The organism is Bacteroides sp. MSK.20.82, from assembly GCF_019052485.1.
GTDB lineage: Bacteria > Bacteroidota > Bacteroidia > Bacteroidales > Bacteroidaceae > Bacteroides > Bacteroides thetaiotaomicron.
On record NZ_JAHQUN010000025.1, the window covers coordinates 14,839 to 28,101 of the forward strand.

Sequence of the window (13,263 nt, forward strand, 5' to 3'; positions counted from 1 at the left end):
TTAAACAAAAAAGGGAAGCGATTGCTTCCCTTTTTTGTTTACTCATCTTATTATATGGTCCTTCCTGGTTACGCTTGAATAAGTTACTCTTTATTAAAGGTAAATCGATGGGACGGCTCAATACATTATTATACAAACTGCTTAATCAGATTCACAAACTCTTTTCCATATTTCTTCTTCTTAAACTCTCCGATACCACTGATTTCTCCGAATGCTTCGATGGTAGTCGGCCGTGAAATACTGAGCAGATGCAACACCTTATCCGATAGAATGATATATGCCGGAAGACCATCCTGATCGGCAATCTGTTTCCGCAATCCCCGTAGTGCTTCGAATAAATCTTCGTTTTCTCCACCGGGGATACCGAAAGGAAGTTCTTTTGCGATGACCACCTTCTTCTTTTTCCCTTTTCCTGTGACGATTTCTTCCCGATGAATCACGGCAAGCATTGCTTTCGCTTTTCCAAAAAGAATGTTACTTCCGCTTGGAGTGATTTTGAGATGGTTATTTTCATTGTAGGCTATTTCGAAATAGCCTAGTTGTAGCATTTGAAGTAAATAATCCTGCCAGTCACGAGGTGGTATGTCTCTTCCTGCGCCAAACGTCTTTAATTCCTGATATCCTTTTGCCGTAACTTCTGCCGAATAACTTCCACGAAGAATATCAATTAATATCCCTGTACTTATTTGTTGTTCTGCACGAGCTATGGCGCTCAACGCTTTTTGTACGATGACTGTACCGTCAAAGCGTTGTGGAGGGTTTTTACAGACATCACAGTTGCCACAATCTTCTGTTGAGGTTTCTCCGAAATAGCTCAGCAGGATTCTTCTGCGGCAGATGTCCGCTTCTGCGTATTGGTGCATACGTTGCAACTTTTCCAGATTGATTGTCTGTTGGTTGCTTTCTGTGGCGAATTTAGTTAACAGGATCAGATCGCCCAGTGAATAGAACAATACAGTATCGCTTGGTAAGCCATCCCGTCCGGCACGCCCGATTTCCTGATAAAAACTTTCAATACTTTTAGGAAGATTATAATGAATAACCCATCGGACATTCGATTTGTCAATTCCCATACCAAAAGCAATGGTGGCGCATACTACCTGAATACGGTCATTAATGAAGTCATTCTGAGTCTCGTCCCGATGCTGCGGAGACAATCCGGCATGGTAGACACCGCATCGGATTCCCTGCTTTTGCAGCATTTGTGCTACAGTTTCCGTTTTATTACGGCTCATACAATAAATGATTCCACTTTCTTCTCTGTGGCGATGGATAAACTCCAGAATCGCTTTATTCTTCTCTTTTGCCTGAAAACCGCGTTTTACGTCCAGGCTGATGTTGGGACGGTCGAAAGAAGAAATAAACGTCCGGGGCTGTATCAGATGCAACTGTCGGATTATATCCTCACGGGTTATTTTATCGGCTGTTGCCGTTAATGCAATAATCGGTACCTGCGGAAATTGCTGATGGAGCATTCCCATTTGTGTATATTCAGGACGGAAGTCATGTCCCCATTGGGAAATACAGTGGGCTTCGTCAATTGCGAAGAGCGAAATACTCATATCCCGCAACAGATAGTCCTTTTCCGCTATCAGCTTCTCCGGTGAAATATAAAGCAGTTTCAGGCGTCCTTCGATACAGGCACGGCGGAGATTGGTATTTTCCGTTTCGTCATTGCTGCTATTGAGTGCTCCTGCTGCGATGCCGTTGGCTTGCAATGTTTCTACCTGGTCTTTCATCAGTGAGATAAGCGGGGAGACCACTACAGCCGTTCCTTCAGAAAGCAATGCAGGTAGTTGATAACAGATCGATTTACCTCCTCCGGTGGGCATCAGTACCAGTGAATCCTGCTTGTTCAACAGGTGGCGGATGATTTCTTCCTGTAAGGGTCGGAAGCTGTCATAACCGAAATATGATTTTAGAGTTTCTTTCATCAACATTTGTTTAAACTTTGTGGCAAAGGTACGCTTTTCCTTAGCAATCTTTATCATGTCTCGATTTCTGTTTTGATTTTAATGCCCCAAGAGTTAAAGTTTCTTATTATTCACCCTTAATTCCTCTTTTTCAAGGTTTTTGATTGTTTTATTAGAAAAAAATGCACAAAATAATTGTGTGTTTAAAAAAAAAGTAAGACATTTGTAACATGTAACGTTGCGAATGAGCAATTAATAACAAATAAACAAACCCTAACCAGTTAATTCAATGAGTGATTTAGAGAACAAAAAAGCGGAGGAAGCTCCAAAGAAACGTCCCTACAATTTGAGGGAAAAGAAAGAAAAGAAGGCTGCATATCGGTCATTAATCAGACCGGAACTGGCAGACGAGTTGTATGACAAGATTCTGAACATTGTAGTAGTTCAGAAGAAGTATAAAGATCCTGACTATTCAGCTAAAGATTTGGCTAAAGAGTTGAAGACCAATACTCGCTACCTTTCTGCAGTAGTGAATTCTCGTTTTGGTATGAACTACTCTTGTTTGTTGAATGAGTACAGAGTGAAAGACGCTCTGCATTTGTTGACAGACAAGCGTTATGCCGACAAGAATGTGGAAGAAATCAGTGCAATGGTTGGCTTTGCAAATCGTCAATCTTTTTACGCTGCATTTTACAAGAACGTAGGTGAAACTCCTAACGGATATCGCAAGAAACACGCTGAAAGTAAGAAGTAATTGCGTTTTCCGATACTGACCAAAAGGAATTACCTCTGAATGAAAAGTTCGGGGATAATTCCTTTTCTTATTTAATTAATCAATATCAGTAATTATGAAAAAACATTTTATTTCGATGGCAGTTACCGCTACGATCCTTGCATCCTGCGGTGGGGCCAAAACAACAACTGCTGAGGCAGATAAATTTGATTATACAGTGGAACAATTTGCAGACTTACAAATATTGCGGTACAAGGTTCCCGAATTCGAAACCTTGACGCTGAAACAGAAAGAACTGGTTTATTACTTGACTCAGGCTGCGCTGGAAGGACGCGACATCCTGTTTGATCAGAACGGAAAGTATAACCTGAGAATCCGTCGGATGCTCGAAGCCGTTTACACCAATTATAAAGGAGACAAGTCGGCTCCCGACTTCAAAAATATGGAAGTGTACCTCAAACGGGTATGGTTCTCCAATGGTATTCATCATCATTACGGCATGGAAAAGTTTGTGCCCGGTTTCTCGCAGGACTTCTTGAAACAGGCAGTGCTCGGAACGGACGCCCAATTACTTCCGTTATCAGAAGGACAGACTGCCGAACAACTCTGTGATGAGCTCTTCCCGGTTATGTTTGATCCGGCTATCCTGGCAAAGCGTGTAAATCAGGCGGACGGTGAAGACTTGGTGCTGACTTCTGCCTGCAATTATTACGACGGAGTCACTCAGCAGGAAGCGGAAAGCTTCTACGGAGCAATGAAAGACCCAAAAGATGAAACTCCGGTTTCTTACGGACTCAACAGCCGATTGGTGAAAGAAGATGGGAAAATACAGGAAAAAGTCTGGAAGGTAGGCGGACTTTATACTCAGGCGATTGAAAAGATTGTGTACTGGTTGAAGAAAGCGGAAACGGTTGCCGAAAATGATGCACAGAAAGCTGTGATCAGCAAACTGATTCAATTTTACGAAACAGGCAGCCTGAAAGACTTCGATGAATATGCTATCCTTTGGGTGAAAGACCTTGATTCAAGAATTGACTTCGTTAATGGCTTTACAGAAAGTTACGGCGATCCGCTGGGAGTGAAAGCCAGCTGGGAATCACTGGTCAACTTCAAAGACTTGGGTGCTACGCACCGCACAGAGATTATCAGCAGCAATGCGCAATGGTTCGAAGATCATTCGCCGGTTGATAAATCTTTCAAAAAGGAAAAGGTAAAAGGGGTATCTGCCAAGGTGATCACTGCCGCTATTCTTGCCGGCGACTTATATCCTGCAACTGCCATCGGCATCAATCTTCCGAACGCTAACTGGATTCGTGCCCATCACGGCTCTAAGTCAGTTACTATCGGCAATATCACAGATGCTTATAATAAAGCTGCCCACGGTAACGGATTCAATGAAGAGTTTGTCTGCAATGACGAAGAGAGACAGCGGATCGACCAATATGGCGACCTGACAGGTGAACTTCATACAGACTTACATGAATGTCTGGGACATGGTTCGGGCAAATTGCTTCCGGGAGTAGACCCTGACGCTTTGAAAGCGTATGGTTCCACTATAGAAGAAGCACGTGCCGACCTGTTCGGATTGTATTATGTGGCCGACCCGAAACTGGTGGAACTGAAACTTGTTCCGGATGCGGAGGCTTATAAAGCTGAATATTATACTTTCCTGATGAACGGTCTGATGACTCAGCTTGTACGTATCGAACCGGGAAATAATATCGAAGAAGCTCATATGCGCAACCGTCAGCTGATTGCCCGCTGGGTATTTGAAAAAGGTGCTCCCGACAAAGTGGTCGAAATGGTGAAGAGGGACGGAAAGACCTATGTTGTAGTCAATGATTATGAGAAAGTCCGTCAGTTGTTTGGTGAACTGCTGGCTGAAATCCAGCGAATCAAATCGACCGGTGATTTTGAGGGTGCCCGTACATTGGTCGAAAATTATGCCGTGAAGGTTGATCCTGCTTTGCACGCCGAAGTGTTGGCACGCTATAAGAAACTGAATCTGGCTCCTTACAAAGGTTTTATAAATCCGGTTTATGAACTGGTGACTGACAAGGATGGAAATATCACGGACGTTACCGTGTCTTATGATGAAGACTATGTAGAACAAATGTTGCGCTACAGCAAAGATTATTCTCCGTTGCCTTCCGTAAATAATTAATATTGAAAATGGATATAAAAGAACAACTGAAGGATATCAAAACACAGCTCCGTCTCTCTATGAACGGGGCTGTGTCCCAAAGTATGCGTGAGAAGGGATTGGTATACAAACTCAATTTCGGAGTCGAAATCCCCCGCATAAAGATGATTGTCGAAGGGTATGAAAAGAACCATGACCTGGCGCAGGCATTGTGGAAAGAAGACATTCGCGAATGCAAAATCATGGCAGCCATGTTGCAGCCTGTGGATACCTTTTATCCCGAAATAGCTGATATCTGGGTAGAAAGTATCCGTAACATAGAGATTGCGGAACTGACCTGTATGAATCTTTTCCAGCATTTGCCGTATGCCCCTGCTAAATCTTTTCATTGGATGGCTGATGAACAGGAATATGTGCAGACATGCGGTTTCCTGACGGCTGCCCGTCTTTTGATGAAAAAGGGAGATATGACAGAAAGAGCCTCCGGCGAATTGCTCGACCAGGCACTTTGCGCTGTTCATTCAGAAAGCTATCATGTGCGGAATGCAGCTCTTCTGGCTATCCGTAAGTATATGCAGCATAACGAAGAACATGCTTTCCGTGTATGCCGGATGGTTGAAGGAATGGCAGATTCCACAGTGGAAGCGGAGCAGATGCTCTATAATATGGTAAAAGAAGAAGCTAGTGATAAGTATTAAGTAATAAGTATTAAGTATTACCATGCGGATATCCGCCGCATGGAATCTAAGTAGCTACGGTTAATACCTAATACTTATTACTTAATACTTATTACTTAATACTTATTACTTATTCTCAGAAATTCTTTTGCTTTCCACAAAAAAGGCTTAACTTTGTTCGCGCTAATTTTGTGCTGATGATGGAAACTCAAAATGTGAAAGATACAGTAAGGCAGATATTCACAGAATATCTCACGGCGAACGGGCATCGTAAGACTCCCGAACGTTACGCCATACTCGAAACTATCTATTCCATCGACGGACATTTCGATATCGATATGCTCTATTCCAGAATGATGGATCAGGAGAATTTCCGGGTGAGCCGGGCAACTCTTTATAATACTATTATTCTGCTTATCAATGCGCGGCTGATCATCAAGCATCAGTTCGGCACTTCCTCCCAATACGAAAAATCATACAATCGCGAGACACATCATCATCAGATATGTACTCAATGTGGTAAAGTGACTGAGTTTCAGAACGAGGAATTGCAGCATGCCATCGAAAATACAAAATTAAGCCGCTTTCAACTTTCGCATTACTCCTTATATATATATGGATTGTGCAGCAAGTGCGACAGAGCTAATAAACGGAAAAAAGTCAGTAACAACAATAAAAAAGAAAAATGAAAGTAGATGTTCTATTAGGATTACAATGGGGCGACGAAGGTAAAGGCAAAGTAGTCGACGTATTAACACCTAAGTATGATGTGGTCGCTCGTTTTCAGGGCGGTCCGAATGCCGGTCATACACTTGAGTTCGAAGGACAGAAGTATGTACTTCGTTCTATTCCTTCCGGTATTTTTCAGGGAGATAAGGTAAATATTATCGGTAACGGTGTAGTGCTCGATCCGGCATTGTTCAAAGCGGAAGCTGAGGCACTCGAAGCATCGGGACACCCATTGAAAGAGCGTTTGCACATTTCTAAGAAAGCTCATCTCATCCTTCCGACACACCGCATACTGGACGCTGCTTACGAAGCAGCCAAGGGAGATGCGAAAGTAGGAACAACCGGTAAAGGCATTGGCCCTACTTATACGGATAAAGTTAGCCGTAACGGTGTTCGTGTAGGTGATATCCTTCATAACTTCGAACAGAAATACGGTGCGGCGAAAGCTCGTCACGAACAAATCCTGAAAAGTCTGAACTACGAATATGACCTCACAGAACTGGAAAAAGCATGGATGGAAGGTATCGAATATCTGAAACAGTTCCATTTTGTAGACAGTGAGCATGAGGTTAACAACTATCTGAAAGACGGCAAGAGCGTTCTTTGCGAAGGTGCTCAGGGAACGATGCTTGATATCGATTTCGGTTCGTATCCGTTTGTTACATCTTCCAATACGGTTTGTGCAGGTGCCTGCACCGGTCTGGGAGTAGCTCCGAACCGTATCGGCGAGGTGTTCGGTATCTTCAAGGCATACTGTACTCGTGTAGGTGCCGGTCCGTTCCCGACAGAACTGTTCGACGAGACTGGTGACAAGATGTGCACACTGGGACATGAATTCGGTTCTGTAACAGGACGTAAACGTCGTTGCGGATGGATTGACCTGGTAGCTCTGAAATATTCCGTTATGATAAACGGTGTTACCAAACTGATCATGATGAAGAGCGACGTGCTCGATACATTCGATACCATCAAGGCTTGTGTTGCTTATAAGGTAGATGGCGAGGAAATTGATTATTTCCCATATGACATCACTGAAGGTGTGGAACCTGTATATGCAGAACTGCCGGGCTGGAAGACAGATATGACAAAGATGCAGAGCGAAGATGAATTCCCGGAAGAATTCAATGCTTATCTGACTTTCCTGGAAGAACAACTTGGTGTGGAAATTAAGATTGTATCTGTCGGACCGGACAGAGCGCAGACAATCGAACGTTATACTGAAGAATAAGAAATGGGGCTGACTAAAAAGTCCGGTAGTATCTTAAGTCTCCTCCTGGAAGGAGGGGAATTGATGATACTATTGCTTTTGGTCTCCTTTGTTCTATAACTTAATGAGAGGCGGAGAAATGGAAATTACTCCGCCTTTTTGTTTTTTCTTTACCCCCAATATTAACTATAACGCATTATGAAAACACATTTCATTACTTTCCTATTTTTAATAGGTATGAGTCTGGGAATCTCCTCCCGGCTCCACGCACAGTCTTCTTACCAGCCTGGTGAAGAAAACCTCAAAGCCCGTGAAGAATTTCAGGATAATAAATTCGGTATTTTCCTTCATTGGGGACTGTATGCCATGCTTGCCACCGGTGAGTGGACTATGACAAATAATAATCTGAATTATAAAGAGTATGCCAAACTGGCAGGCGGCTTCTATCCCTCCAAGTTTGATGCGGATAAGTGGGTGGCTGCCATCAAAGCGTCGGGAGCTAAATATATCTGCCTGACTTCCCGCCATCATGACGGCTTCTCCATGTTCGATACCCAATATTCGGACTTCAATATCGTGAAGGCAACTCCCTTTAAGCGGGATATCATCAAGGAGCTGGCAGCAGCCTGTAGCAAACAGGGAATTAAACTTCATTTCTATTATTCTCATCTTGACTGGACGCGGGAAGATTATCCTTGGGGACGTACAGGACGGGGTACAGGACGTTCGAATCCGCAAGGAGACTGGAAAAGCTATTATCAGTTCATGAACAATCAGTTGACGGAACTGCTGACTAATTATGGTCCGGTAGGAGCCATTTGGTTTGACGGATGGTGGGATCAGGATGGAAACCCCGGCTTTAACTGGGAATTGCCGGAACAATATGCCATGATCCATAAACTACAGCCGGGCTGCCTGATAGGAAATAACCATCATCAGACTCCTTTCGCCGGTGAAGACATTCAGATATTCGAACGTGACCTGCCCGGAGAAAATACCGCAGGACTTTCCGGACAAAGTGTAAGTCACCTGCCCTTGGAAACCTGCGAAACGATGAATGGTATGTGGGGATATAAGATTACGGATCAGAATTATAAATCAACGAAGACACTGATTCATTATCTGGTAAAGGCAGCCGGAAAGAATGCGAACCTGTTGATGAATATCGGCCCTCAGCCCGACGGAGAGCTTCCGGAAGTAGCCGTACAGCGGTTGAAAGAAATGGGAGAGTGGATGAATCAATATGGTGAAACGATTTATGGAACCCGTGGCGGTGCGGTTGCTCCGCATGATTGGGGAGTGACGACGCAGAAAGGAAACAAGCTGTATGTGCATATTCTGAATTTGCAGGATAAAGCCCTGTTCCTGCCTTTGGCAGATAAGAAGGTGAAGAAGGCAGTACTGTTTAAGAACGGCACACCTGTCCGCTTCACTAAAAATAAAGAAGGCGTGTTGCTGGAGTTTACAGAGATACCAAAAGATATTGATTACGTTGTAGAACTTACAATTGACTAATTTTTAGCTAATTCTTCATAAAAGCATAGGGAAACTATCGTTACATACGTAGTTTCCCTTTATTTTTGGCAAACAATTTGTTTATATAGATATAGAGTAATAATTAAAATGAAAAGTATATGATGTCTTATTGGGTATTATTTATTGGTATTGCCGTAGCAAGTTGGTTGGTACAGATGAATTTGCAGAACAAATTCAAGAAGTATTCCAAAATTCCGACAGGAAACGGTATGACAGGACGCGACGTAGCTCTGAAGATGCTGCACGACAATGGAATTTACGATGTACAAGTAACTCATACACCCGGTCAGCTGACCGACCACTACAATCCTGCTAACAAAACAGTGAATCTGAGTGAAGGTGTATACGAAAGTAATAGTATCATGGCGGCTGCCGTAGCGGCACACGAATGTGGACACGCTGTTCAGCATGCACGTATGTATGCTCCGTTGAAAATGCGCAGCGCCTTGGTGCCGGTAGTGAATTTTTCGTCCTCTATCATGACTTGGGTATTGCTGGGCGGTATTCTGCTGTTCAACTCCTTCCCGCAATTGTTGTGGATCGGTATCATTCTGTTTGCTACCACTACTTTGTTCAGCTTTATCACCTTGCCGGTGGAAATCAATGCAAGTAAGCGCGCGCTTGTGTGGCTGAGTTCATCCGGCATTACTAATTCATACAATCATACGCAAGCCGAAGACGCTCTTCGCTCTGCTGCATACACCTATGTAGTTGCTGCACTGGGTTCATTGGCTACGCTGATCTATTACATTATGATTGCTATGGGCAGAAGAGACTAAGAGATAAGATTAATCGTTTTGACGCCTCCATCGTTTTCAAAGACTATGGAGGCGTTCTTTTTTTATTGATGTTTTTTTTAGATATATGCAAGCGTTGCTCGGAAATTTGCAGTAAATTTGCGCAATTAAAATACTAAACAGTAATTATATCATGGCAGCAAAACCAAGTATTCCTAAAGGAACTCGTGACTTTTCGCCGGTAGAAATGGCGAAGCGTAATTATATATTCAATACGATTCGTGACGTATATCATCTGTATGGTTTCCAGCAGATAGAAACTCCGTCGATGGAGATGCTTTCTACACTGATGGGGAAATATGGCGATGAGGGTGACAAACTTCTATTTAAGATTCAGAACTCAGGAGATTATTTTTCCGGCATCACAGATGAAGAGTTATTGAGTCGTAATGCTGTTAAGCTGGCAAGCAAATTCTGTGAGAAAGGTTTGCGCTATGACTTGACAGTGCCTTTTGCCCGTTACGTGGTGATGCACCGCGATGAAATAACTTTCCCGTTCAAGCGTTATCAGATACAGCCGGTATGGCGTGCAGACCGTCCGCAGAAAGGACGTTACCGTGAGTTCTATCAATGCGACGCCGATGTTGTCGGCAGTGATTCACTGCTGAATGAAGTAGAACTGATGCAGATTGTCGATACTGTATTCAGCCGTTTCAACATCCGTGTGTGTATTAAGATTAATAACCGCAAGATTCTTTCCGGTATCGCTGAGATTATCGGTGAAGCGGATAAGATTGTAGATATCACAGTGGCTATTGACAAACTGGATAAGATTGGTCTGGAGAACGTCAATGCGGAACTGAAAGAGAAAGGGATCAGTGATGAGGCGATTGCCAAATTGCAGCCGATCATTCTGCTGAGCGGAACCAATACTGAAAAGCTGGCTACACTAAAGAGCGTGCTGGCAGCCAGTGAAACAGGCATGAAAGGAGTGGAAGAAAGCGAATTTATTCTGGGCACACTGGAAACAATGGGCTTGAAAAATGAGATCGAACTTGACTTGACGCTGGCTCGCGGATTGAATTATTATACCGGTGCTATCTTCGAAGTGAAAGCGCTGGACGTGCAGATCGGCAGTATCACCGGTGGTGGTCGCTATGACAACCTGACAGGAGTATTCGGTATGGCCGGTGTGTCGGGAGTCGGCATTTCTTTTGGTGCAGACCGTATCTTCGACGTCTTGAATCAACTGGAACTTTATCCGAAGGAAGCAGTGAACGGTACGGAATTGATGTTCGTAAACTTTGGTGATAAAGAAGCTGCTTTCTCTATGAGTATGCTGGCAAAAGTTCGTGCGGCAGGTATCCGTGCGGAAATCTTCCCGGATGCGGCAAAGATGAAGAAGCAGATGAGCTATGCCAATGCCAAGAGTGTTCCGTTCGTAGCTATCGTAGGAGAGAACGAAATGAACGAAGGCAAAGCAATGCTGAAGAATATGGAAACCGGCGAACAGAATCTTGTTTCGGTGGAAGAACTGATAGCTGCTTTACGCAATTAAAAGCAGGGTATAGAGTGAGAATATCCGCTTTTCCGGTGAAGTACTTGACAAATGACTTTTTATGTTGTATCTTTGAGAAAAGAAAAGGCATAAATAAGATGAATGTAATAAGAAAAATAGATACATAAATATCACCTTTATACTGTTACTTATAAGTATCAGAAGAACTTGGAATGGGGCAATGATCAGATGATTATTGCCCCATTTTGTCGTTAATTATGCCTGCTACATTTCGTCTCTTACTTAAAAAGGGACGAATATCGTTTTTAATAAACTTGGATACCGTTTATAATAAACGTGCGATAAGTTTATTATAAACAGAATCCGTGTTTATTAAAGGCCGTTTTTGTTTTTGTAAAGATATAAGGATGCGGTTTCGAATGAAAACTGACTATCGGAAACTATATAGAATGAAATGGTAATTATATGTAACAATTACTTTTGGGGATCATATTCTCGGAAGGCTTAATTCTACTTCTTAATTAAAAACTTTGGATATTAGTTTTTAGATTAGACTGAAAAAATAAGGAGAGCCGGACAGTAATTTTTATCTTTGTGCATACATTGAATTGATAGCAAATATATGAAAAACAACAACCCCCAAAGTAATATGAAAACAATAAGAAACACACTTTTTCTAGGCATAATCTGTGCTGCCAGTATTGCCTCCTCGACTGCTCATGAACTCGAAACCAATGAGAACTCCCTGAAGAAGTCGGTGAAGGCACAGACAAGAAAAGAGATTGTTACGTTCTTTTCTGAATCTCTTTCCGGTAAGACAACCACTTTTGACGCAGGAAAACCGTTGAAACTGTCAGAAGTAGAACACTATCGTGATGTCGTATGGCAGTTGTGGAAAGAGGCAAATGATGGTTTTAAAGAAGAAAAATTAATAGCTTTGGATACACTCTCATCCGCTTCTACCGGCTATTGGGAACTTCCTGATAGTTTGGAACCAAATGCAGTGATGCCCTATTACTGGGGAATGAAAGGGACAGATGAAGCAGGAAATGAACTTCCATTATTCCTCTATCTGCATGGTTCGGGACCCAAAGAGCGGGAATGGAGTACCGGATTGAATATTTGCCGGAATTTTGATGATGCTCCTTCCGTTTACTTTATTCCACAGATTCCGAACGAAGGCGAGTACTATCGTTGGTGGCAAAAAGCTAAACAGTTTGCCTGGGAGAAATTGCTGCGACAATCCTTACTCTTGGGAAAGATTGATCCCAACAGAGTGTATGTTTTTGGAATCTCGGAAGGCGGATATGGCAGTCAGCGTCTGGCCTCATTTTATGCTGATTATTGGGCTGCTGCGGGACCGATGGCAGGAGGGGAACCTTTAAAGAATGCTCCTGCGGAGAATTGTAGTAATATTGCTTTTTCTTTGCGGACAGGAGATAAGGATACCGGATTCTACCGGAATACACTGACCGGATATGTACGGGAAGCATTCGATAGTTTGGCGCATCAGCATCCCGGCTATTTCACTCACAAGATAGAACTGATTCCCGGAATGGGGCATAGTATTGATTATCGTCCGACGACTCCCTGGCTGAAGCAATATGTCCGTAATCCTTATCCCAAATATGTAAGCTGGGAGAATTTTGAAATGGACGGACTCTACCGGAAAGGATTTTATAATCTGTATGTGAAGGAAAGATCCGATGAAGAGGGGAAGTCGCGTACTTATTATGAAATGAGTATTTCGGGAAATCATATTTCATTGAAGGTCGATGATGTTGTTTATGAAGCTACGGAGAAGGATCAACGATGGGGAATAGAGATGAAGTTTGCGAAGAAATATGCGCAGGTGCATAAAGGGAAAGTGGTCATTTATCTCTGCGACGAGCTGGTCGATTTAACTGAAAAGGTGACTCTGACGGTGAATGGCAAAAAGGTTTTCGAGGGAAAAGTAAAGGCTGATTTGAAGAATATGGTTAATAGCTGTGCGGTGTTCTTTGATCCGCAACGGCTTTATCCGGCAGCTATCGAGGTAGAATTAAAATAGATGAGATTACAAAGTAGAA

The 13,263-nt window shown here is 43.0% G+C and carries 10 protein-coding genes; 9 read left to right on the forward strand and 1 reads right to left on the reverse strand.

Annotation, left to right across the window (positions count from 1 at the left end; translation table 11 throughout):
• Positions 1-128 precede the first annotated feature (128 nt).
• Positions 129-1,934, reverse strand: a complete 1,806-nt coding sequence (recQ, locus tag KTR07_RS18150) for a DNA helicase RecQ (protein WP_165938127.1) — start codon at positions 1,932-1,934, stop codon at positions 129-131.
• A gap of 268 nt (positions 1,935-2,202) precedes the next feature.
• Between recQ and KTR07_RS18155 the strand changes: the two genes are divergently transcribed.
• From KTR07_RS18155 to KTR07_RS18195, 9 genes are all read left to right on the forward strand, one after another.
• Complete coding sequence (locus KTR07_RS18155) at positions 2,203-2,667, forward strand: AraC family transcriptional regulator (protein ID WP_008763211.1); 465 nt, start codon at positions 2,203-2,205, stop codon at positions 2,665-2,667.
• A 94-nt stretch (positions 2,668-2,761) separates the two neighbouring features.
• Positions 2,762-4,810: a dihydrofolate reductase gene (locus KTR07_RS18160; RefSeq protein WP_072067454.1), complete on the forward strand. Its 2,049-nt coding sequence runs from the start codon at positions 2,762-2,764 to the stop codon at positions 4,808-4,810.
• Positions 4,811-4,818: 8 nt separating this feature from the next.
• Positions 4,819-5,487, forward strand: a complete 669-nt coding sequence (locus KTR07_RS18165) for a DNA alkylation repair protein (RefSeq protein ID WP_113748890.1) — start codon at positions 4,819-4,821, stop codon at positions 5,485-5,487.
• Between the two features lie 179 nt (positions 5,488-5,666).
• The gene (locus tag KTR07_RS18170) at positions 5,667-6,155 is read left to right on the forward strand and encodes a Fur family transcriptional regulator (protein ID WP_008767710.1); all 489 of its coding nucleotides are present in this window, start codon (positions 5,667-5,669) and stop codon (positions 6,153-6,155) included.
• Positions 6,152-7,423: an adenylosuccinate synthase gene (locus KTR07_RS18175; protein ID WP_008763215.1), complete on the forward strand. Its 1,272-nt coding sequence runs from the start codon at positions 6,152-6,154 to the stop codon at positions 7,421-7,423. Before KTR07_RS18170 ends, KTR07_RS18175 begins: the two co-directional genes overlap by 4 nt.
• A 177-nt stretch (positions 7,424-7,600) precedes the next feature.
• Positions 7,601-8,917: an alpha-L-fucosidase gene (locus tag KTR07_RS18180; protein WP_113748287.1), complete on the forward strand. Its 1,317-nt coding sequence runs from the start codon at positions 7,601-7,603 to the stop codon at positions 8,915-8,917.
• A 119-nt stretch (positions 8,918-9,036) separates the two neighbouring features.
• Positions 9,037-9,717: a zinc metallopeptidase gene (locus KTR07_RS18185; RefSeq protein WP_008763217.1), complete on the forward strand. Its 681-nt coding sequence runs from the start codon at positions 9,037-9,039 to the stop codon at positions 9,715-9,717.
• Between the two features lie 151 nt (positions 9,718-9,868).
• The gene (hisS, locus tag KTR07_RS18190) at positions 9,869-11,233 is read left to right on the forward strand and encodes a histidine--tRNA ligase (RefSeq protein ID WP_008767712.1); all 1,365 of its coding nucleotides are present in this window, start codon (positions 9,869-9,871) and stop codon (positions 11,231-11,233) included.
• Between the two features lie 610 nt (positions 11,234-11,843).
• A complete protein-coding gene (locus KTR07_RS18195) occupies positions 11,844-13,244 on the forward strand; it encodes a hypothetical protein (protein ID WP_008767713.1) in 1,401 nt (466 codons plus the stop codon).
• The last annotated feature ends 19 nt before the right edge of the window (positions 13,245-13,263 follow it).